Below are 22837 nucleotides of genomic sequence, written 5' to 3' on the forward strand. Positions count from 1 at the left end.
TGATTAAACCAACCTAAGAATATTAAATTTATTTCACTTATAATCATTATTATTTATCCTCACTAGTAAACGACCAGAGGTGACGACGTAACTGCTTAATAAATCATAAATATAACCTTAGATTGCTTCGTCGTAAGCTCCTCGCAATGACGTTTAATTAGAATTTGCTAGAATCTGAAAAAATATTATTGTGATTTAGTTAAGACCATTAACGATGTCAACCAACTTCTCTGTCAATGCTTTACGGTGATAAACTTTAATATTATTTGATTTGACTTGGAGTTTTCCTCGCATAAAAGCTTTAAAATAGGTTTTAATTTGATTCTTGAGTACACTTATTTCTTCATAATCAAAGGCTGAACCTGCCTTATGTTTAGAAATTAGTTTAGCCACATCCCAATCTTGTGGCCCAACCCCAAGAATGGGACGTCTCGCTTGTAAATATTCAAAAAACTTACCTGGAATAATGCCTTGGGTTTGTATCAAATCTTTTTCTATTAATAATAAAACTTGTGCGCTAAACATTTGTTGCTGAGCATCTTTATGGGGTAAATAACCTAAAAACGTAGAATGTTTTTGTAAGTCGTATTGTCGTAGACTATCGATAATATTTTGACTCACCTGTCCGATAAACTTGAGCTCTAAATTGTTTTTAAAATGTTCGTCTTCTTCTACTAACTCGGCTAAAACCCGCCATAAGTTCTCAGGGTTGCGTTCGCTCATCAATGTGCCGACATGTGCTAAACTAAAATTCTCATCAAGTTCAAAACTAACATCAGTATCATCAAAACCATTGGTAATCAAACTCACAGGTTTTGCAGTTTTTTGTTGAAACTCTTTTCGGGTGCTTGGACTCGTCACTGTGATTTGGTCTGCTGTAGTTAAAACTTCTTCTTCCATCTGCTGATGTTTTTCAGCTGAAGATGGCGTTAATTTGAGGTCCTTGTGATAACCAATATTCACCCAAGGGTCACGAAAATCTGCAACCCAAGGTATTTCAGGATATTTCAATTTTAAACAATAGCCGATACGATGCAAACTATGCGGTGGTCCAGTCGTGATGATCGCATCAAAATTGGTTTTATCTAATAGTTTTGAAATGCGCCTTACAGAAGGTTTTATCCAAAACATTCTGGCATCTGGAACAAAATAGTTGCCTCGTATATAGAGTAAAGCTTTTTGTATAAAGTTTTGTTTTTTCGGAGCTTTAATAATGCCTTTGCTTAAAGATTGGGTGTCTTTTTTAGAAAATATTTTGGCTAAAGCATAAGGCTCGATAATAGAAGATTTAGTTACTTCAACATGTTTTGGAATTTCAAATTCCAGGCTTTTATCAGTAATGGGGTAATGCGGATTTTTGGGCACAAAAACTGTAGGTTGAATGTTAAAATCTTTCAGGTATTTTACAAATTTCAACCAGCGTTGGACGCCTGGTCCGCCCGCTGGTGGCCAGTAATACAAAACAATCAATACTTTTCTTGGTGTTTTAGTCATCTTTGACCTGGGTTGAAGACCGTTTTGAGAACTTAAAAACTCCAAAGGCCAAAACCAAAATAAATAAAATATGTCCAGCCAAACTTAAACGACTTCCTGTTTTAATCACTTGGGGTTCAAATTTGAATTCGATTTGATGTTTGCCTTTTGGAATAGATAAACCTCTTAAAGTATAATCTACTTGAATATGATTTACAGGTTCACCGTCAATAAAGGCTTGCCAACCTTTAGGATAATACATTTCTGAGAAAACAGCAAAACCTTTATTCTGATTTTGACTTTCATAAACCAAATGGTTCATTTTGTAGTCAATAAGTTCAATTGTGGCCAAAGATTCTATTTGAAGTTGTTGCTGTTCAATTTCAGACGTGAACTTCTGTTTTATAATTGCTGTAGTTTTTGTATCAATGTCATTTAAAGCTAAAATAGCAGCATTGTCATCTTTGACGACTTTCAATGAATCTACAAACCAAGCATTACCATTCGCGTCAGGATTAGGCTGAGCTATGAGTTCACCTTGGTTTTCAATGATGTTGTATTTGACATTAAACATATTTAAAACCTCACGATTGCCCTTAGCAATATGAAAATCAAAAATATCTTGGATGCGTTGAGGTTTTGCTGCATGATAACCACCAAAGGATTTGTGAAAATAAGAGGCGCGAGCAGAATTAAATGGACTTTCGCTCAAATCTAAAACTCGAAAATGGCTTTTGTCTTTTAAAATTTCTTGGTCAGCAGAATTGGCTTGAAAAGGCTTTTTCATTTGAATTTTAGACACAAAATCCTCTTCATTCACGTAGCGTTTATCAACTAAAACCAAATCTAAAACGCAAATGACACCAATAATCAAAATTGCCCACTGCATTTTGAGTTTTTGCTGTAACCAAAACCACAATATTCCCAAAATTATAACTACTATAAAAAGCGAACGCCAAGCATCTGCCATAAACACCGCTTGACGGTCAAGCTTTAAAGCTCTTACAAATCCAGCACCATATTGCTGCATAAAATAAGAATCTGAACCACCAGAGAAATCAAATAAAACAGTTTTAAATAACATAAAAAACACAAGCAAACCACCTGTGATTATTCCAGACATCTTTAGGGCTTTTAGTCTGGTTTCTTTTGATGTTTTTTCACTGAAAAAATAAGCCAAACCTACAAAAGCCATCAACGGCACACAAAGTTCAATTAAAACTTGGATAGAGGATACCGCTCTAAATTTGTCATACAAGGGCACATAATCGATAAACAATTGGGTTAAAACCGAAAAATTATCACCCCAAGATAACAGCAAAGCTAAAATCGACCCGACAACAATCCAGGTTTTGAACTTACTTCTGACAAGAAATAAAGCTAAAACAAATAAGGCTAAGACACCTGCGCCGATGTAAGCAGGTGCGGCAACATAAGTTTGATCACCCCAATATAATGGAACGTTTTCAAGAAACCCTTTAGCTTGCGAAGGTGATGCGCCCATACTTAAAAGCTCTTCGTATGTTTCGGAATCTGAAGAAAGTGATTCAGCATTTGAACCGCCCATAAATCTTGGCATAAGCCAATTAAAGGTCTCAGCTATACCATAACTGTATTCTGTGATATAATCGTATTCTAATGCCGATTGTTCAGATTTGGGTTGACCATTAGGTGTAATACTTACAGTAGTTTCTCCTCTCGTGCTGTATTGGGTGTATTCTTGTGTAGCGAGTAAATTTGTGGCATTAAGACTTAAGCCGAGAATAGCAGCAGCAAAAGCTAAACCAACGGCTTTTGAAAATTTAAGTAATGCCTTATGTTTTATCGCTTCTATTAAATATACAACACCTATGACTACACAAAGTAATGTTAAATAATAAGTCATTTGAAAGTGGTTGGCAGCAATCTCCAATGCCATACCCAATGCCAAAGTGATAAATCCTAAAATATATTTATGCCGCAAACACAATAAAACACCGGCTATAACCATCGGCATATAGGCAATGGCATGCGCTTTGGCGTTATGACCTACTCCTAGAATAATAATGAGGTATGTCGAAAACCCAAACGCCAAGGCTCCAAAAAAAGCAATGAGTGGTTTGACTCGCATGACAAGAAGTAAAATGTAAAGTCCTACAAAATACAAGAATAAATAATCTACTGGTCGCGGCAAAAAACGGAGAAATCGATCGAATGATTTGATGTAGTGATGTGGATAATTCGCACCAACTTGATAGGACGGCATACCGCCAAAAGCGTTATCTATCCAATAGGGTTCTTCATCGTGATTTTCAACATGGGCTTTTCTATCATCGGCCATCCCAATATACTGAACGATATCACCTTGGTATATGATTTTATCTTGTAAAACCGGATAGAAATACGCTACGGCAACAATAATAAAACCTAAAATGATTCCTGAATGTATACCGACAGTTTTCCAGTTGATTTTCATAAAAAGAAAATTTTGTGGCAAATTAATCAATTTCTTCGTAGTCGATATACTCGCCTACTTTTTCTTTATCAGATTTTTCTTTCTTTTTACTGCTTTGCTTTGATGTAGAATAGTTTTTTTGAAATGGATTTTGGCTTTGGTTTTCATAGCTTTTCTGTGCTTTTTTGCCTAGATATTGAACAAAATATTTCAACAAATATGGAAATGCCCATTTTAGAATTATACGAAGTATCCAAAATCCAATAATGATATATAAAAGTGTGATGAAAAAATCTTGCATAAAAAAACTTTGAATTTACAAAGTTAAACAACTCAATATGAAATCGTATTAAGAGGTTATTAAAGTTAAGGTTTTATAAGTCATTACAAGATTCCAAATTATCAGTCTATGTTTTGGTGAGACCTATGAACTATACGCTTAGAAAACACAGAGAGATGATTTGTCACTACGATTCACCTGATATGACAACAAATACAAACGAATACAACTCAAAAACTCAGGACATCTATTTTTTTAATACATTTGTTTAGAAATATTATTTTGCCTATGAAAACTTTTTTTGTTGTATTGGTGTTTTTAAGTTTTTCGTTTTTATCAACAGCTCAATATACAGAGACTATTAACTCTAACAGGCCTGGGGCTTCTTTTGGTGCCTATAGTGTTGGTACAAACGTTATACAGGTAGAAGGCGGCGTTGGTTTTGGGAATGATGAACACGATTTGCAACGGACCAATACGGATAATTTTTTTATAGATTATGCGCTAAGATATGGGTTAATTTTAGAAGAGTTGGAATTGATTTTAGAAGGCAGGTTTGCCTTTGCTGACGAAACCAATATGAGAAGTAGTGTAACACAAAATTTCTCTTTTTCTAACTTTCAGACCAATACAATTGGGGCTAAATATTTACTTTTTGATCCTCATAAAAAAAAGCAGGTAGAAGGTCCAAATGTTTATAGTTATCATGCCAATAATAGCGTACAATGGGGTGATTTGATCCCTGCCGTTTCACTTTATGCTGGTGCAAATATTTTATATGGTGACAATCCTTTTATGTTTGAAGATGAGCCTAGTGTTTCATCAAAATTTGCATTATCAGCACAAAGTAATTTAGACAGAACAGTTGTTGTAATTAATATCATTGCAGATAAAGTCGAAACTGACTTCCCTAGCTATAGCGGTATATTAACTGTTACTCATGCTCTGGACAGCCGGTTTTCTATTTTTGGTGAGATTCAGTCTACGGTAAGTGATATTTACAGTGATGAGTTACTAAGAGCAGGTGGTGCTTATCTATTCAACAAAAATTTACAACTAGATCTCTTTGGGTTAATTAATTTTAAAAATACTCCTCAACGTTGGTTGGCTGTTATTGGCTTATCTTATCGTTTTGATAATTTTCATGAAGATTATTACATTAAAGATAATGATGATGAAGATGAAAATAATTTCTAATCGTCTAATAAATTATTATACTTTTTAAATTTAACTTATATAATTCCATTTAAATTTATGTTGGGTCAACCTTATAAATTTTTCTTTTAGTGTTTGATGTTCTGCATTTTCGAGATTGGGATCTTTTTTTAAGATCCTAATCGCATAATGCCTAGCACTTTCAAGAATAGATTTATCCTTTACAACATCAGCAATTTTTAGATTTAATAATCCGCTTTGTTGTGTTCCCATTAAATCTCCTGGACCGCGTAATTTCAAATCGACTTCTGCAATTTGAAAACCGTCATTGGTTTGGGTCATTGTTTGCAGTCTGGTTTTAGCATCTTCACTAAGTTTATGGCTTGTCATCAATATACAATAGCTCTGCTCAGCACCACGTCCTACTCTACCCCGAAGTTGGTGCAATTGAGATAAGCCAAAACGTTCAGCACTTTCAATTACCATAACACTTGCGTTAGGAATATTTACACCAACTTCAATCACAGTCGTGGCTACCATAATTTGAGTTTCACCATTAACAAATCTTTGCATTTCAGCAGCTTTATCTTCCGGTTTCATTTTACCATATACAATTGAAATTTGATATTGAGGTTTTGGGAATTCTCTAGAAATACTTTCATAACCATCCATTAAATCTTTATAATCAAAATTTGCAGATTCTTCTATTAATGGATAAACGACATAAACCTGACGACCTTTAGCGATTTGTTGTTTTATAAATTGAAATACTTTAAGCCGATTGGCATCATAGCGGTGAACAGTCTTTACGCTTTTTCGGCCTGGAGGTAATTCATCGATTACAGAAATATCCAGATCGCCGTACAAACTCATCGCCAGTGTTCTGGGGATAGGCGTTGCTGTCATGACCAATACGTTGGGTGGTAAGTCATTTTTCTTCCAAAGTTTAGCGCGTTGAGCGACACCAAAGCGATGCTGTTCGTCAATGATAGCAAATCCAAGATTATGGAATTTCACTTTATCTTCAATCAAAGCATGTGTTCCCACTAAAATATGTAAACTACCATTTTTAAGGTTCTGATGGATATCTCTACGCTGCTTTGTCGTAGACGAACCCGTTAATAAGCTTATGGTGACACCCAACTGTTCACAATATTCAGCAATAGTCTGATAATGTTGTTGAGCAAGAATTTCGGTTGGTGCCATCATACAAGTCTGGTAACCATTATCAATAGCGATGAGCATACTCATAAAACCTACAATAGTTTTACCAGATCCAACATCACCTTGCAAAAGCCGATTCATATGAGCAGTTCGACCTAAATCACTTCTAATTTGTTTCAGTACTTTTTTTTGTGCATTTGTAAGTTTAAAAGGAAGAATTTCATTGTAAAATTTATTAAAAAAATTGCCTATTTGTTCAAATTTATAACTCTTTATTTTATGCTTGTGAAATAAATTTTTTCTGACTAATTGTAATTGAATAAAGAAAAACTCTTCCCACTTAAGCCTGAACTGAGCTTTTGCTAAATGTGCATTAGATTGTGGAAAGTGAATATTAAAATAAGCCTTAGAGGGTGAGGTCAATTTTAATTCTTGGATAATATTTTGGGGAAGTGTTTCTTCAAAAGGGGATTTTAATTCAGCAAACAATTGTTTTAAAATTCGGTTAAAAAATCGACTCCCTAGATTACTTTTATTCAATTTTTCAGTGCTTGAATATACCGGCTGAAGTTTGACACTAAAATCTTTTTTAAAATCCTCTAAAAATTCCATTTCTGGATGGACCATACTATATTGACCATTGAAATATTTTACTTTTCCATAGATTACATATGGCACATTAATTTTCAAATTGTCTCTAATCCACTTATACCTCTTAAACCAAACCAATTCCATTTGTCCGGTTTTATCTTCAAATGATGCTACTAAGCGTTTTCCTCTTTTTTGAGCTAGCATTCTTACTTCAGTAATAACACCAACTATTTGGACTTCGGCTGTACTATTTTGTAGCGCTTTAATTTTATAAAACTGGGTTCGGTCTACATAACGAAATGGGAAATAATTAATGAGATCTGCATATGTTTTGATACCCACTTCTTCTTCTAAAAGTTTTGCCCTTTGTGGGCCAACGCCCTTTAGATAAACTACAGGTGTTTTGAGTTGGTCATCTAGCATTTAACGAAGATAAGACAAGCTTTAAAAAATCTTAATAAAGTGCATTATTTTTTTGGCGGCATCGTACCAAAAACTCTATCCCAAAATGTATTAGACACACCAAAGGCTTTATCTGGGTATTTAAAATGATGAATGTTATGGTGTAACCAAATGTGTTTAAACCGTTTTGGGGGTTTTTTCACATGTATCGCTCGATGTACAAATGAATACATCAAATATCCACTAAAAAAACCTGGAAAAAAACCAAAACATAAATCAGGAATCTGCAATATTCTAAACAACAAATAAAACATACCGAATAATAAACTTGCCAAGATTAAGCCGGGAACAGGCGGCATAAGTAATCGAGTTTTATCTCTAGGAAACTTATGGTGTGAGCCATGCATGATGAAATGAAATCGTTGTACATACTTATTATCATTTATCCAATGAAACAAAAAGCGATGCAACATATACTGTGCAAAAGTCCAAAACAGCAATCCAAAAACAAAAAGACCTACAAAAACTAAAGGATTTAAACCTATGTAGGCTATCGCAAAATAGGTAAAAAACGCAATACTCAAGCCGTAAACAATAACATTGGATAATGGGTTGGTTTTAGTCAATCGTTCTAAAAAAGGATTTTTAAAAATCCTCGCTTCACCGTGTTGATATTCTGTTGTGATTTTAGGCATTCTACGACTATATCTTTAACAAAAATATAAATTTATTTAATTAGTCGCAATTATAATTCAAGTATACGCTAAAATAATTTAAGCGATATTTTAGTTTCTAATTCTTGAATTAATTTTTGAGTTTTTTGTTTAAATTTTTGTGCAGCTTCACTTTCTGAATCAAAAAAGCGATGATTTAAACGTTTGCTTATTTTTTCAACTTCTATAAGTGTAGATTTTGTAATATCATCAAAAAACGTATCAATCACTTTAGACCAAATATAATCTAAAGCCAAATCGCTAGGGTGAACTTTATCGTTCTTAAAAAATCGATAATCTCTGAGATCGTCTAATAGCAACTCATAACTCGGAAAATAGAAAGCTTGATCAATTTTTTTAACAATGCTTTGAATACCTATATGCAAAGTTGATTTGCTGACCTGATTGTTGATAAAACCATCTTTAAGATGACGTACTGGTGATAGGGTAAAAACAATCTTTACATCAGGGTTAACTTTTAAAATTTGATTAGCAGTATCTGAAAGTGATTTTTGAGTCTCCTCTAATGACAGTAATTCTTTTTTAAAATATTGTTGCGGTAACTTATGGCAATTAGCGACTATTTGATTGTTCTCTATGTATCTGTAAACCCATGCCGTACCCAATGTGATAAAAATAACATTTGCATTTTTAATATTGTCAATAGTTTTTACTTTGGCTTGTTGTATGGCATGAATTAAATCATTTTTATTAGGACTTGAGAGTTTGGAATGCGCATCAAGATGAGACCATATCCCATTAAAATAAAAAGCACTCTCCAATGGGTTAAAACTCTTGTCAAGTGCTATTTCCACCGATTTTTTTACAGCTAAAGGATGATATAGAATACCAAATGGATTGATAGTAGATTTAAATTTGTATTCATCAAAATAAGATCCCAGATTTTCGGCAAAGCATGAACCCAAGAAAAAGAGCCTATCGTTTAGAGAAATTGTAAAGTCGTAAGGTTTTAATTTTAGTTCTGTTCTAAAGTCCATTTACATTTTTCTTAAAATTAAAAAAAAGCTCTTTCCCTTGTCTCTTTGGGTGAGAATTATAGCATCGCTCTAAAGTTTTGATTTTAAAATAGTTTTTAAAATAAGATAAGTATTCTTCTTTTGACCCACCAAAAGGTGGTCCTTCCTCAGTCAGTGGAAAATCGAAAAACACCCCAACTAATCTCCCATTGGGTTCTAAAATTTGATGCATTTTTTTTACATATTCTGACCTTAATTCTGGTGGCAGAGCACAAAAAAATGTTTGTTCAAAAATCAGGTCAAACTCTAATTGAATATCAAAAAAATTGATGTGTAATAATTGTTCATCAGGGAAACTCGGAACCCTGTGTTTAAGATTATTTAATGGTGTCTTAGCAATGTCAGCAACATAGACTTTTTTAAAACCCATATTAAGTAGGTATTCAGCCTCATAAGCATTCCCAGCGCCAGGAATTAAAATTTTCAGGTTTTTGTTTTCAATGTGATCAATATAGACCTTTAATGGTGGTGAAACCTGGTTCATATCCCAACCTGTGTGATGGTTAAGGTATCGATTTTCCCAATATTTTTCATTCATCTAAATCTTTATTATCTGGTTTTTCAAGAAAGTCATCAATATCTCTTCGGTCTTTTTTGGTAGGTCGTCCTGTTCCTTTTTTTCTATAATACTCCTGAGCATATTTTAATTTTTCTTGAGCTTTGAATGCGCTTTGAGGTGTTTTATCTAACCTGTAAATATTTGTAAGTTTAGCCCCTACTCGGGACTTGGGTAAATCTAAAACCTGTATTTTATAATCAATTTGGTTTTTACGCATATTGATTTCATCAGCAGGATAGACCTCTCTTGAAGGTTTTACCTTTTCGCCGTTTACTTCAACATGCCCCTTTTTACATGCCCGAGTTGCTTTACTCCGGGTTTTAAAATAGCGTACACACCATAAATATTTGTCGACACGCATAAGAAATATTGCTCTTTAAACGTTTTTAAACAACAAAAATAAGAGAAAATCGTATCTTGCACCCAAAATATTGTTATAATGAAGTTAATGAAATTTTTTGTAGTCTTATTCGTTTTTTTAGGCCTTTTGAGCTCTTGCAGTAGCGATGATGATGGTGGTGGTAATGCTGTAGAATTGAGGGATCCTGAAGAAGTAAAAATTGAAAATCAAGCAGAAATAGAAGCCTTTTTAGAAACCCATTTTTTTGAATTTGTTGATAATCCCCAAAATCAGAATTTTCAAAAGTTTACATTTGATACCATTGCCGGAGAAAATAGTGATAAAACACCTATTATGGAATCTGATCTTTTAGCGAGTAAACAAGTTATACAACAAGATGTAGAATACACGCTTTACTATTTAATCCAAAGAGAAGGAAATCCTCAAGAGAGAAAACCAACTTTTGCAGATTCTACTTTAGTAACGTTTGAAGGTATAACTATAGATAACGAAACATTTGATTTTAATCCTAATCCCGTTTGGTTTGATTTACCTCAGACTGTAAGAGGGTTTTACGAGCTTTTACCAGAGCTTAGAGGTTCCTCTGGATTTGTAGAAAATGGGGATGGCACTGTTACATTTAACGATGATTTTGGTATTGGTGTAGTTTTTGTCCCTTCAGGCCTTGGTTTTTTTGCCACGCCTCCTATTGGTTCGTCTATTAAACGCTATCAGCCTATAATTTTTGCTGTCCAACTTTATAAATCTAAAGAAGCCGATCACGATCAAGACGGTATACCTTCATTTATGGAAGATATGAACGGTAATAGACGTGTTGATGACATTGCAGAAGGCGATGATACTGGCGATGATACAGACAGAGATGGATTGCCTAATTACCTTGATCGCGATGATGATAATGACTCTGTCCTAACTATTGATGAAATTATTATTAATGAAGAAGACGGATCGATTGAGTTTCCAGATTCTAATGGAAATGGTACTCCAGATTATTTAGATGATACCTTTCCCGAAGATGACAATAGTTAGAATCAATTGACTTTAAAAATACATTGTAGTTAAGCATTTTTTTATCTAAAATACTTATATCTTTAATTTTAAGCTTTTTGTTTTAAATGACTTTACCCTAATTACAATAAAGTTCATTTTTTCTTCAACCTATAATATTATTCATAAGTAAAGTGTTTAAAATAAATTTAATATGAATACACCTATCAAAAGCCAGTAATAATTTTGAACTCATAAACTCCCCAACTATTATTGATTTACTAAATTTTTAATATAAAAAAACCCTCAACTGAGTGAGGGTTCTTAGCACTTTGTCAGGTCTAGTTTACAGACTATTCAACTATGACTTTGGTGTTATACTGGTGTTTAACAGTATTGATTTCTAGAATATAGACTCCACTGCTTAAATTACTTACATCAATCTGCTGTTCAATATCATTGCTGTTTAGTTTCCTTGTAAGTATTAGTCTTCCATTTAAGTCGTATAATGCTATTTGTTCCAATTCATCGGTGTTCTGACTAAAGTTAATATTAACTAAGTTACTTGCCTGATTTGGATATACTGAAATCCCTGATTTTTCAAATTCATCTGTGGAAAGTGTTGTCGACTCAAATCTTATATCAAAATGATTTGATGCTACACTTTCGGTGATGGATTGATCTTTAGAAAATGAATACGTATTAATTGCGTTTTCATTGAGTTCAACTTCTGTGTCTGTATAGTTATCAAATAGGTAAATTTCATTGTTTGGGAAATCTCCAACTTCTAACTCTAGTACATAGTTTGTCGCCCTATATTGGGATGTATATAAAGGTAATATCTCATCAATTTGAGGCATAGCTCTGTTTTCGTAGCTAATTAAATTGTTGTTTTCATTTCTTGAAAAGTTTTCGTCTATATTAAAAAAATTAGGAGCATCATTAATGTCTTTTCCATTATTCTCTCCTGGAGAAAAATAAATAACTAAACCGTCATCTGCTATATGACTATCATTATAAGACAGCTGATCAAACATCAACATTTTTATATAACTGCTAGGTGTTGTACCAAATACAGCGACTTGGTTTTCAAGCACAGCTTTATCAGATTCCTCAAAGGTCAAAGATGGGTTGTTAACGTTAGCTTCAACAAAAAAGGCTTGATAAGGCTGTATAAACTCTTCCATAAATGTAGTTCCAGAAGCTCCTCCTTGAATCGTAGCATTTCCATTAGAAGCATTTACGGTTACGAAAGCGCCTCGACCACCAGGCTGTCCGACGGTTGGAGCGCCACCTAATGTGGTATCCCAAATGGTAAAAAAACCCTGTAAAATCACTACCACTTAAAACAGCATTCATATCTACAATAGAGTGAAAAGGGTTACCAACCATTGCAAATTGACCTGAATTGATGTTAAAATTTAAGTTTACCGGACCTTGCTCTACTAAACCCGTACTTTGAAGTTTGGTATCTGTAGGTGTAGTTGCATTATCTGTAACATCTATACTTCTATCGCCTCTAATCATCAATCTGTAAGCATCACCTGCTGTTAAAGTATTGGTATCTGTGTTGGACACAGCATTCCATTGTTGAGTATTATCATTGCTAAAGGTAAATAGCGAAGCATTGCCAGTGGGACTATAATCAAAAACATTAATACCATCCTGTGCTGGTGTCGAATTGATAGCAGGGGCTGGTTCAACACCAGTGATGTGAGTTCCAAAACCAGAATTTGGATCATCTAAATATCCTGTGGCTCCTTCCTGCCAGTTGGCATTTATCGTCGTTGATGTAGTCACAGAAGACGAAACCAGTCTGAATGCTCTTCGAGCTGGGAAACATTGTTCAACGGTAACATCTCCTACAACAGTTCCTGTTTGAGGTCCCATTTGAGCAAATTGAGTCACAGGAAAACGACATTTAAGCGTAACGTTATTATTGGTGTTCAAAGTTCCTTGGTCTAAATACAAAACACCAAAAAATCGGTTGGGTCGTTAACATCCAAAGCTGTTGGGTTATCAAATCTTAAGTTTTTAAATGAACCGCCACCACCCATAGATTGAGCTGATGTCCCGTTCATGACAACCTCACCATCTCCAATAAATTCACCTAAGTGCTAATGTCTCCTTCAACATTTAAACTTATACTATTATTTATATCTACGGTAACTCCTGTAAAAACATCTAAATTACCAACGGTTTCATCAGCCGTTACAGTAGGATTCACAGCGATTGTAACATCAGCACCCGTTGTAGGTAGAGTATTATTAGCCCAATTTGTATTGACGTTCCAATTCCCATCATTTGTAAATATGAATTCAGTTACATCAGATAGTCTATAACGAACTATAACAATACCTGAACCGCCATTACCTGCAACTTGAGTATTATTACCGCCACCGCCGCTCCGCCAGTGTTGGGTTGTCCGTCGGTAGCGGGTGTACTATCATTTGCACCATTTCCACCTACGCCAGAACCACCTAGGCCTATAGCACTACTTTGAGAACCACCACCACCGCCGAAACCATCAGATGGTCCGCCACCATCAAGTCCAGCACTTCCGTCACCACCAGCACCTGAAAAAGATAAATTTTCGATACCAGCGCCGCCACCTCCTACGACTAAAACATCGACTTCTGTAATACCAGAAGGTGGTGTAAAAGAACTTGTACCTGTTGTTGTAAATTTATGAATCACATAATCTGTACCAGAAATGTTTTGTACAAAAATTTGATCTCCATTTTATGCATATGTCGAAATGGTGCATAAAAAAGTGAATAGAAAAAGCTTTAATAATTTCCTAATTAGTTAGTAATTTGAAAGTTAGCACATTAATGAGGAAATATAAATATAAATATTAATTTTAAATATTCAAATATTAGATAATTAAAGATTTTTAAACTTCTCTATTTCTATCAAATCCTTCCAAATACTGTGCAACGCGCTGAACAAACTGTCCGCCAAGCGCACCGTTGACCACACGGTGATCGTAACTATGAGACAAGAACATTTTGTGTCTTATCCCTACAAAATCACCTTCTGAAGTTTCAATTACAGCTGGTACTTTTCTGATAGCACCAAGAGCTAAAATTCCAACTTGGGGCTGATTGATGATTGGTGTTCCCATAATACTGCCAAAAGTCCCTACATTGGTTACCGTGTAAGTACCACCTTGAGTTTCGTCGGGCTTGAGTTTACCTTGACGAGCACGCCCTGCTAAATCATTAACTTTTTTTGCCATACCTAGTAAATTTAATTGATCTGCATCGTGAATAACGGGTACAATTAAGTTACCATCAGGTAAAGCCGCAGCCATTCCGAGATTGATATGCTTATGTTTTACTATATTGTCGCCATCTACGGAAATATTTATAAGAGGAAAGTCTTTAATCGCTTTCACAACAGCCTCCATAAAGATTGGTGTGAAGGTGAGCTTTTCACCTTCTCGTTGGAGAAAAGCTTGTTTATGTTTATTTCTCCAGTTCCAGATATTGGTTACATCAACCTCTATAAATGACTGAACGTGAGCAGAAGTTTGAGCGCTGTGAATCATGTGTTTAGAAATAAGCTTACCCATTCTACTCATTTCAATTACCTCATCCTCAGCATTTATGTTTACAGGAGTTTCAACATCGGCAGTTGATGTAGGTTGAGCTGGTGTAGTCTCAGCTGATATCTTACTTGAAGTCATGTCTTTTGGACTTGAAGATTGACGTTGCTCAACATAGTTTAACATATCGTCTTTTGTGACTCGACCATCTTTACCGCTGCCCTGAATTTGCTCAAGTTCGTTTAAAGACACACCTTCTTCTTTGGCAATATTTTTAACTAAGGGCGAGTAAAACCGCTGAGCCTCAGAAAAATCATGAGATTCAGGTTTTATTGTTTGTTCTGCTTTTCGCATTAAATCTTCAGCAGCTTTTGCGCTTTCTTCTGTTGTTGTATTTTTTTCTTTTTCACCAGTATCATCATCTGATGAATCTTCGTCTGTGTCTTCGCCTTCAGTTTCAATAATAGCAATAACTTCACCTACTTTAATGACATCATCTACCTCGAAGCGTTTTTCAAGGAGCTTTCCGTCAACTTCACTTGGCACTTCAGAGTCAACTTTATCGGTAGCGATTTCCAAAACAGGTTCATCGGCTTCTATACTGTCTCCAATATCTTTTAACCAGGAGGTCAATGTGGCTTCAGCTACACTTTCGCCCATTTTTGGAAGTTTGAGTTCTATTTTTGCCATATTGATAAAAAATTGAGGTTATTGAATTCTGAGTTGCAAAATTAATAAAATTTAAGCGGTATGGATTTAAAATTTTCTAAATATTCTGAGGCTGACTTATATATATTAAATCACGTCGTTTATCCTACAAGCAATTGTAGTTTGAGATATTACATCGTAAATACCTTGGTTACCCTTATTTAATAAAATACTTACAAAATATCCAATCACTACAATCTGAGGAATAATTAAAAGCAACCACACCCCAATTGGAATTTGAAGACCTTTTGAATTGTAATAAAATAACCAATGTATGCCTGTATGTGGGATTTCCCATGGCAGGTACTTAAAAACATTTCGTTTTAAAAGATGGACAGACCTATTTTTACTACAAGTTTCAATAACAAGATGTAGAGCCTTTTTACCTAAAGTAGCTTGCCGACGACTTTTTTCTGTAATAAATGAATAAAAAAAACTGGAAGTGTAAGACTAAAAAAGCCTATAGCCTGACTTTTAAGCGGATGATATGTAAAATCATTATTGAAATCAATTGATGATATCAACACATTAGCCATGATAAACAAGAATGCAGCATAGGTAATAATGACGAGATAGTCTATCAAAAACGCTAGGATTCTTTAAAAAATAAGTTTCATATCCAAAATCAAAAAGTCATCACTCTTGCTTGAGAGGTACTACTGTCACTTCCTATTAAAATATTAGATTGGGGAATAATAAACCTAAACAAATTGTTTCCTCTTCTTTGCTTGATCATAAAGTCAATAATTTCAAGATATGAGGATACTGAAGGATCGAAAATTATCAAATCATTTTCAAATTTTTTTTGATGCCTTTCTACATTATTCAACAACTTAACTTCTTGATTAAAAAGAGGTTTTAGGTTTTCGATTAAAAGTATATCATCGCTAAATAAATAAACTGAATTAAAGTTAATTTCAGTTTTTTCTTTTTTAGCCATCTTAATTTTTTTAAAATATTTCGCTACATGGAAAAAAACAGAAACTAACCCTATCATTAGTTTTGAATTGGAGTAATGCTTTCTAAAAAAAAGCTTGACTGAGTCAAAAAAGCGTTTAAAATATATTTTATCTCTCAGTGTACTTTCTCCTTTAAAGTGTATTATTTTTTCTGACCCTAAATAATAATTTTGAAAACCTTTTTTTATAAACTGATAACTCAAATCAATATCCTCACCGTACATAAAATAGTCCTCATCTAGACCTTGTAATTGCTCATAATCTTGTTTCTTAAAACACATAAAAGCACCAACAAGCGTAGCGGTTTGACCTTCACCTTGTTCAGATATATTGTTATTGTAATAATGTTTTGAAAATCCAAGCATTTTTAATGCGGCAACTTTTAAAGTCAATGTATTGATTTTGCTTTCTGGCAAGAAGTGACCTGTGCCATCAATTAATCTGAGGCCTAAAATTCCACAGTTTTTTATGCTCTGATGTTTTTCTATTACAGATTTTATGCAGGTTTCAGATAGAATGGTATCGGGGTTAACCAAACATATATATTCGCCCAAAGCTTGATGTATTGCGATGTTATTAGCTTTTGAAAAGCCATCGTTTGTTTGGTTTTGTATATATTTTACATTGGGGAAATATTTTAGAATCAGCATATGTGTTTGATCATTTGAGGCGTTATCAATCACAATAATTTCAGTTTTAATTCCTGTGGTGGCTTTTTGTAAGCTCGTCAAACACAGCATTAAATGATAAGGCACTTTATAGCTCACAATAACAACCGATACTTTCAATTTGTTTTAAGATTTTAGTGAATTTTCAAAGGGCTGCCTATTGATGATACTTCGACCAAGAGTAATTTCATCTGCAAATTCTAATTCGTCGCCAACTGAAATGCCACGAGCTATGCTTGAAGTTTTAATTCCGTAATCTTGAATTTGTTTGTAAATATAAAAATTGGTCGTATCACCTTCCATAGTTGAGCTCAAAGCAAAAATAATTTCGTCTATTTTTCCGTCCCTTACTTTATTAACTAAAGATTCTATATTGAGATTTTGAGGACCTACACCATCCATCGGACTTATTTTCCCCCCCAATACATGATACATGCCTTTATATTGTTGAGTGTTTTCAATGGCCATCACATCTCTGATATCCTCGACCACACATATGATTTCACTTTGACGATTTGAGTTTTGACATATTTCACATAGTTCAGAGTCGCTTATATTATGGCAATTTTTACAAAATTTGATTTCTGTTCTCAATTTGACTAGAGCTTTGGCGAGATCAACGGTTTGCTCTTCGTCTTGATTGAGTAAATGCAAAATTAACCTCAAAGCAGATCGCTTCCCAATACCTGGAAACCTTGACATTTCTTCGACAGCATTTTCCAAAAGCTTTGATGAATAATCTAAACTCATATATAAATATTAAACTGCTTCTAAAATACTATATTTATTATAAATTGAATTAATACAATTATAAATCTCAAAGCGGTGAGGCGATACCTTCTAAATCATCAGATATAAAAGTCTGAACTTTATTGTCTGAATTTACATAAATTAAAAGTGTGCTGATTTGATATTTGTCTATGGTCTTTTGGGCTTTGTCAAAACCCATTGCTATAAAAGCAGTGGCATATGCGTCTGCAATCATACAGTTTTCTGCAACTACTGACGCACTTAAGACATCCGATTTTTTGGCCTCTCCAGTCTTTGGGTTTATGGTATGAACATACTTTTGACCAGAAGAAGAGTCAATTTTGAATTTTCTGTAATTACCGGAAGTGGCTAATGCTTTGTTCTCTATGCTAACTGCATAAGATAACTGTCGCGATGTATTATTTTCATCTGGCGTTTCTATACCAAAATTCCATATTTTGTTGTTTTCTAGGTCTTGACCATGAGCGACAACCTCTCCACCAACTTCAATAAAAAAATGCTGTAAATTATTATTTTTTAAAAAATCTGATAAAATATCCACAGCGTAGCCCTTAGCAATGGCGTTGAAATCTAAATAAAAAGAGTCTAAGTCTGTCTTTACATGATTACCATCTAATTTAAATTGATTAAACCCTACAAAATTCATCAGGGAATCAATTACCTTTGGAGACATCTCCATATTATATCTCTCAGGCCCAAAACCGTAGGCATTTACAAAGATACCTGTGCTTGGGTCAAAATAACCCTCTGTATTTTGATGGATAATTTTAGCAGCTTTAAACACATTTTTAAAGTGATTGTCAACCTCTGCTTGAATACCACTGTTGAGCTTGGAGATATCAGAATTAGTTATGTAAGTGCTTAAAGACAGGTTGATGACCTGAAATATAGAGTCAAATTTAGGCTTGATATTCTGATCTTGTTGAGCGTAATAATTTACGGAATAAGTGGTTCCTAAGGCATTACCGTAAACTTCATACTTGTTAAAACCGTCATCACAAGAGAACAGTAATACCGTAATTATTAAAATTAAAATTTGAATTTTGGGTCTCATCTTATTCAATTTTGATTAAACCATTGTAATTGATGACATAGTTATCCATTTTATTAACGGGTAACTGATAATCGAATTGATTTGCTATGCCTACACCAGCAAAATAAGTGAGCGCATCAAACTTATCAGCGTGATTCTTCATTTTGGTCATCAATTTCTCGTCGTAATTGACAGGGTTATCAGGATAGGTGACAGCCCTAACAATAACGAAATGCAACTTTTTATCTTTCAAAGCCACAAATTGAGGATCCTTTTTAAATTTACTATTTACGGCTAAGAATTCATAACCTTGCTTTTCGAGATCTTTACCAACCACGTTCATAGCTAAGTTATGAAGTTCTTGTTTGTTTAAATCTACCATTTTGAAACAAAAAACCCGAGTGCAAGACTCGGGTTGTGATAATTATTATATTGTTTATCCTCCGAAGTCATCAAATCTGATGTTTTCGTCTGGAATGCCAAAATCTTCTCCCATTTTTTGGACAGCTTGATTCATAAGTGGCGGACCGCAAAAATAGAGTTCAATTTCTTCAGGTTCTTCATGATGTTTGAGGTAATTATCAATAACGCATTGATGTATAAATCCAACGAATCCATCACCTTCATCTTCTAAGTCTTTTTTAACTTTCCAGTTATCTTCTTCAAGCGGTTCAGATAGAGCCATATAAAACTTAAAGTTTGGAAAATCTTTTTCAAGAGCTCTGAAGTGATCTATATAGAAGAGTTCACGTTTTGAACGTCCACCATACCAATATGTAACTTTACGACCTGTTTTAAGTGTTCTAAACAGATGGTATAAGTGTGAACGCATTGGCGCCATTCCTGCTCCACCGCCAACATATAACATTTCAGCTTCACTTTCATTGATAAAAAACTCTCCGTAAGGTCCTGAGATAGTACACTTATCACCTTCTTTAAGATTAAAAATGTAAGATGAAGCCACACCAGGATTAACATCCATCCAATCTCCTTTATCTCTATCAAATGGTGGTGTTGCTATACGAACATTTAACATAATTCTACGTCCTTCAGCTGGATAAGATGCCATGGAGTATGCTCGTTCAACTGTTTCATTATTTTTCATTACTAATGGCCATAGCTTAAAGTTATCCCATTCTTTTTGAAATTTATCTGGCTCACCTGGATGTTCTTCTGGATGTGCAGTGATATCCATATCTTCAAACTTAACCTCACATGGTGGGACTTCAATTTGGATATAGCCACCTGCTTTGTAGTCCATATCTTCAGGAATTTCAATAATAAATTCCTTGATAAAAGACGCCACGTTGTAATTAGACACGACATTGGCTTCCCATTTTTTAATTCCAAATATTTCTTCTGGAATTTCAATTTCCATGTCTTGTTTCACTTTGACTTGACAGCCTAAGCGCCATCCTTCAGCAATCTCTTTTTTTGTAAAATGTGGTTCTTCTGTCGGCAATATGGCACCTCCACCTTCTTTTATGATACATTTGCATTGAATACAAGTTCCGCCACCTCCGCAAGCAGAGGGCAAAAACAATTTATTATCACTCAATGTATTGAGAAGGGTTGATCCAGAACTCACCTCCATATCCTTTTCGTCATTGACATTAATTGTCACCGGGCCAGAAGGAGAAAGTTTAGCTTTAGCGGTCAAAAGAATGACAACCAAGAGTAGAATGAGTACTAAAAAAACAATAATACTTGAAATAATTACATCCATAATTTAATTCCTTTTATAGCTTAATTTTTAATTGATGAAATTTGAGCTGTTTTTTCATCATTTTCAGCATCTTCAGTTTGAATATTCAAAGCTGTTGTATTTTCTTCTTTTTGCTCATCACCGCCTAATTTGATACCCATAAAGCTCATAAAGCCAATAGCCATTAAACCTGTAATGATAAATGTAATTCCTAAACCTTTTAGAGGTGCGGGAACATTAGAATAGGCAATTTTTTCTCTTATCGCAGCAATAGCTAAAATTGCAAGAAACCAGCCTACTCCACTACCTAAGCCGTAAACACCAGCTTCGGTAATGCCGCTAAAATCTTTTTGCTGCATGAACAAAGATCCACCTAATATAGAACAGTTTACTGCTATTAAAGGTAAAAATATACCAAGTGATCCATATAGTGCAGGTGAAAACTTTTCAACGACCATCTCAACGAGTTGAACCATCGAAGCAATAACAGCAATAAACATAATGTAGCTCAAAAAACTTAAGTCTATGCTAGCATATTCAGCACCTAGCCATGACAAAGCACCTTCTTGCAACAGATAATTGTCTATCAAATAATTGATTGGTACTGTTATGACTAAAACAAATATCACTGCAGCACCAAGTCCGACAGCCGTTTTGACTGTTTTAGAAACTGCCAAATAAGAACACATTCCAAGGAAATACGCAAAAATCATATTTTCAATGAAAATGCTTTTTACAAATAAGTTGACTAAATCCATATGATTTGAGTTATAATATTATTTTAATTTTCTTCAATTAATTTACGATTTCTGGATCTTTGATACCATATGACCAACCCGACAACAATCAATGCCATGGGCGATAATAAAAAGAAACCATTATTCTCGTAACCAAGAGCGTACAAACCAGTTGAGTCTGCTAGAGTTAATCCTTTATGGCCTAATACTTCAAAACCTAATAGCTTACCAGAACCTAAAAGTTCTCTAAAAAATGCCACTATAATAAGGATAACACCATAACCAGCGGCATTACCAACACCATCCAGAAATGATTTCCAAGGTTTGTTACCAAGAGCAAACGCCTCGAGACGTCCCATGATGATGCAGTTGGTTATAATTAATCCAATAAAAATTGATAACTGTTTACTGACATCGTACAGAAAGGCTTTTAACACTTGATCAACTACAATAACTAAGGATGCAACCACAACTAATTGAACAATAATTCTTATTCGATTTGGGATAAGATTACGTAATAAGGAAATCACGACATTACCCATAGCCATTACAAATATAACGGCTACCGTCATGACGATTGCCGGCTTCAATTGAACTGTAATTGCAAGTGCGGAGCAGATCCCGAGAACTTGAACAGTTATAGGATTGTTATCGTCTAAAGGATCAGTTAAAAGTTTTCTGTTTGCTTTAGATAAAAATGCTTCTTTTTCCTCTGATTTAGAGAGAAAAAAAATCATTTCTTCTTTCTTTTTTTCTTCTTTGGTTTTTATATCTTTTTTCTGTTCACTCATAATTAACGTATTGCGAGTTTAGAATTTTTCTTTTTTTGAAAGAATGGCTTGTATTTAGTTAAGCGTTCTTTCATCATTTTAGTCACACCATCTCCTGTAATTGTTGCTCCAGAAATTGCATTAACTTGATTGTCTGATTTGTCTTTACCACCGCTGTAGCCTTTTTTGACTTCTACACCAACTATGTCGCCTTGGTCATTTTTAATTTTTTCTTCCTCAAAACTTTCTTGAAACCAATCTGTCGTAATTTCAGCACCAAGACCAGCAGTTTCTCCTTTATGGTCAAAAATAACGCCTTCTATTGTATTTAAATCTTCTTTTAAAGCCACATAACCCCAAATCGCATCCCATAATCCAGAACCTCTAAGCGGTATGACATAGTAATTTGTCCCTTCGTAATTTGCTTCATATAGCGGGAATACTTGTTCTTCTACAGGTTTTTTAATCTCGTTGGCTAATTTGATATTAAAGGCTTCTTTACCGTCAACATTTTCACCTTTGTGGTTCAAAGCATACTGATTTACAATGTATTGATCAAATTTTTCTGAAGCCAACTCACGTGTCAATAAAACTTTTTTGCCGTCAACAAGAAGGCTATCCCCAACGAAAGTATTAAGGATATTTTGCATTTTTTCCTGTTTAACATTTTTGTCTTGCATCGGTTTCAAGCTTGTGGCTAAAAATGATAAAACTACAGCCACTACGATAACCATTCCTACAGCAAAAATAAATGTATAAGCATTGCTATTTTTATCCATT

The 22837-nt window shown here is 34.3% G+C and carries 23 protein-coding genes and 1 pseudogene; 3 read left to right on the forward strand and 21 right to left on the reverse strand.

Annotated features, from left to right (window positions below):
• Positions 1–195: 195 nt before the first annotated feature.
• From FCN74_RS10515 to FCN74_RS10525, 3 genes are read right to left on the reverse strand one after another with little or no spacing between them, the layout of a single operon-like run.
• On the reverse strand, positions 196–1494 hold the full coding sequence (locus tag FCN74_RS10515) for a glycosyltransferase family 4 protein (RefSeq protein ID WP_138932557.1): 1299 nt from the start codon (positions 1492–1494) through the stop codon (positions 196–198).
• Positions 1487–3928 carry a YfhO family protein gene (locus tag FCN74_RS10520; protein ID WP_138932558.1) on the reverse strand — a complete coding sequence of 814 codons (2442 nt, stop codon included), beginning with the start codon at positions 3926–3928 and terminating at the stop codon, positions 1487–1489. Before FCN74_RS10520 ends, FCN74_RS10515 begins: the two co-directional genes overlap by 8 nt.
• A gap of 22 nt (positions 3929–3950) precedes the next feature.
• On the reverse strand, positions 3951–4208 hold the full coding sequence (locus FCN74_RS10525) for a hypothetical protein (protein WP_138932559.1): 258 nt from the start codon (positions 4206–4208) through the stop codon (positions 3951–3953).
• Positions 4209–4475: 267 nt separating this feature from the next.
• Here FCN74_RS10525 and FCN74_RS10530 point away from each other — a divergent pair, with 267 nt between their 5' ends.
• Complete coding sequence (locus FCN74_RS10530) at positions 4476–5384, forward strand: transporter (RefSeq protein ID WP_138932560.1); 909 nt, start codon at positions 4476–4478, stop codon at positions 5382–5384.
• Positions 5385–5414: 30 nt separating this feature from the next.
• On the opposite strand, the gene recG is transcribed toward FCN74_RS10530, so the two are convergent.
• The 5 genes from recG to FCN74_RS10555 all read right to left on the reverse strand — a co-directional run bounded on the left by recG (position 5415) and on the right by FCN74_RS10555 (position 10169).
• Positions 5415–7520, reverse strand: coding sequence for an ATP-dependent DNA helicase RecG (recG, locus tag FCN74_RS10535; RefSeq protein WP_138932561.1), 2106 nt, complete (start codon positions 7518–7520; stop codon positions 5415–5417).
• A gap of 44 nt (positions 7521–7564) precedes the next feature.
• Positions 7565–8194 (reverse strand): sterol desaturase family protein, encoded by a 630-nt coding sequence (locus FCN74_RS10540; protein ID WP_138932562.1) that lies wholly within the window; start codon positions 8192–8194, stop codon positions 7565–7567.
• Between the two features lie 68 nt (positions 8195–8262).
• The gene (locus FCN74_RS10545; RefSeq protein WP_138932563.1) at positions 8263–9210 is read right to left on the reverse strand and encodes a GSCFA domain-containing protein; all 948 of its coding nucleotides are present in this window, start codon (positions 9208–9210) and stop codon (positions 8263–8265) included.
• Positions 9200–9787: a methyltransferase domain-containing protein gene (locus FCN74_RS10550; protein WP_138932564.1), complete on the reverse strand. Its 588-nt coding sequence runs from the start codon at positions 9785–9787 to the stop codon at positions 9200–9202. Before FCN74_RS10550 ends, FCN74_RS10545 begins: the two co-directional genes overlap by 11 nt.
• Positions 9780–10169 carry an RNA-binding S4 domain-containing protein gene (locus tag FCN74_RS10555; protein ID WP_138932565.1) on the reverse strand — a complete coding sequence of 130 codons (390 nt, stop codon included), beginning with the start codon at positions 10167–10169 and terminating at the stop codon, positions 9780–9782. Before FCN74_RS10555 ends, FCN74_RS10550 begins: the two co-directional genes overlap by 8 nt.
• A gap of 87 nt (positions 10170–10256) precedes the next feature.
• Here FCN74_RS10555 and FCN74_RS10560 point away from each other — a divergent pair, with 87 nt between their 5' ends.
• On the forward strand, positions 10257–11198 hold the full coding sequence (locus FCN74_RS10560) for an FKBP-type peptidyl-prolyl cis-trans isomerase (RefSeq protein ID WP_246062610.1): 942 nt from the start codon (positions 10257–10259) through the stop codon (positions 11196–11198).
• A 311-nt stretch (positions 11199–11509) separates the two neighbouring features.
• Here FCN74_RS10560 and FCN74_RS10565 read toward each other — a convergent pair whose 3' ends face one another.
• Both FCN74_RS10565 and FCN74_RS10570 read right to left on the reverse strand, forming a co-directional pair.
• Positions 11510–12499, reverse strand: coding sequence for a T9SS type A sorting domain-containing protein (locus FCN74_RS10565; RefSeq protein ID WP_138932567.1), 990 nt, complete (start codon positions 12497–12499; stop codon positions 11510–11512).
• A complete protein-coding gene (locus FCN74_RS10570) occupies positions 12387–13106 on the reverse strand; it encodes a hypothetical protein (RefSeq protein WP_138932568.1) in 720 nt (239 codons plus the stop codon). Before FCN74_RS10570 ends, FCN74_RS10565 begins: the two co-directional genes overlap by 113 nt.
• A gap of 170 nt (positions 13107–13276) precedes the next feature.
• On the opposite strand from FCN74_RS10570, the gene FCN74_RS10575 reads away from it, so the two are divergent.
• Positions 13277–13498 carry a hypothetical protein gene (locus FCN74_RS10575; protein ID WP_138932569.1) on the forward strand — a complete coding sequence of 74 codons (222 nt, stop codon included), beginning with the start codon at positions 13277–13279 and terminating at the stop codon, positions 13496–13498.
• Between the two features lie 4 nt (positions 13499–13502).
• On the opposite strand, the gene FCN74_RS12300 is transcribed toward FCN74_RS10575, so the two are convergent.
• The 11 genes and pseudogenes from FCN74_RS12300 to nqrC form a co-directional block, all read right to left on the reverse strand.
• Positions 13503–13853 carry a glycine-rich domain-containing protein gene (locus tag FCN74_RS12300; protein WP_138932570.1) on the reverse strand — a complete coding sequence of 117 codons (351 nt, stop codon included), beginning with the start codon at positions 13851–13853 and terminating at the stop codon, positions 13503–13505.
• A gap of 199 nt (positions 13854–14052) precedes the next feature.
• A complete protein-coding gene (locus FCN74_RS10585; protein WP_138932571.1) occupies positions 14053–15396 on the reverse strand; it encodes a dihydrolipoamide acetyltransferase family protein in 1344 nt (447 codons plus the stop codon).
• A gap of 105 nt (positions 15397–15501) precedes the next feature.
• Positions 15502–15843, reverse strand: a pseudogene (locus FCN74_RS12440) (hypothetical protein); the annotation flags it as partial.
• Positions 15844–16039: 196 nt separating this feature from the next.
• The gene (locus tag FCN74_RS10595; protein WP_138932572.1) at positions 16040–17161 is read right to left on the reverse strand and encodes a glycosyltransferase family 2 protein; all 1122 of its coding nucleotides are present in this window, start codon (positions 17159–17161) and stop codon (positions 16040–16042) included.
• A 6-nt stretch (positions 17162–17167) separates the two neighbouring features.
• Complete coding sequence (recR, locus tag FCN74_RS10600) at positions 17168–17791, reverse strand: recombination mediator RecR (RefSeq protein WP_138932573.1); 624 nt, start codon at positions 17789–17791, stop codon at positions 17168–17170.
• A gap of 67 nt (positions 17792–17858) precedes the next feature.
• Entirely contained in the window at positions 17859–18866 is a 1008-nt protein-coding gene (locus tag FCN74_RS10605) for an FAD:protein FMN transferase (protein ID WP_246062611.1), read from the reverse strand.
• A 1-nt stretch (position 18867) separates the two neighbouring features.
• Positions 18868–19227, reverse strand: coding sequence for a Na(+)-translocating NADH-quinone reductase subunit F (locus tag FCN74_RS10610; RefSeq protein ID WP_138932574.1), 360 nt, complete (start codon positions 19225–19227; stop codon positions 18868–18870).
• A gap of 54 nt (positions 19228–19281) precedes the next feature.
• Positions 19282–20571 (reverse strand): NADH:ubiquinone reductase (Na(+)-transporting) subunit F, encoded by a 1290-nt coding sequence (gene nqrF / locus FCN74_RS10615; RefSeq protein ID WP_138932575.1) that lies wholly within the window; start codon positions 20569–20571, stop codon positions 19282–19284.
• A 20-nt stretch (positions 20572–20591) separates the two neighbouring features.
• Positions 20592–21308: an NADH:ubiquinone reductase (Na(+)-transporting) subunit E gene (nqrE, locus tag FCN74_RS10620; RefSeq protein WP_138932576.1), complete on the reverse strand. Its 717-nt coding sequence runs from the start codon at positions 21306–21308 to the stop codon at positions 20592–20594.
• Positions 21309–21331: 23 nt separating this feature from the next.
• A complete protein-coding gene (locus FCN74_RS10625) occupies positions 21332–22078 on the reverse strand; it encodes an NADH:ubiquinone reductase (Na(+)-transporting) subunit D (protein WP_171047164.1) in 747 nt (248 codons plus the stop codon).
• 2 nt (positions 22079–22080) lie between these two features.
• The gene (gene nqrC, locus FCN74_RS10630) at positions 22081–22836 is read right to left on the reverse strand and encodes an NADH:ubiquinone reductase (Na(+)-transporting) subunit C (protein ID WP_138932578.1); all 756 of its coding nucleotides are present in this window, start codon (positions 22834–22836) and stop codon (positions 22081–22083) included.
• Between the last annotated feature and the right edge of the window lies 1 nt (position 22837).

It is taken from the genome of Mesohalobacter halotolerans (assembly GCF_006120725.1).
GTDB classification, from domain to species: Bacteria; Bacteroidota; Bacteroidia; order Flavobacteriales; family Flavobacteriaceae; genus Psychroflexus; species Psychroflexus halotolerans.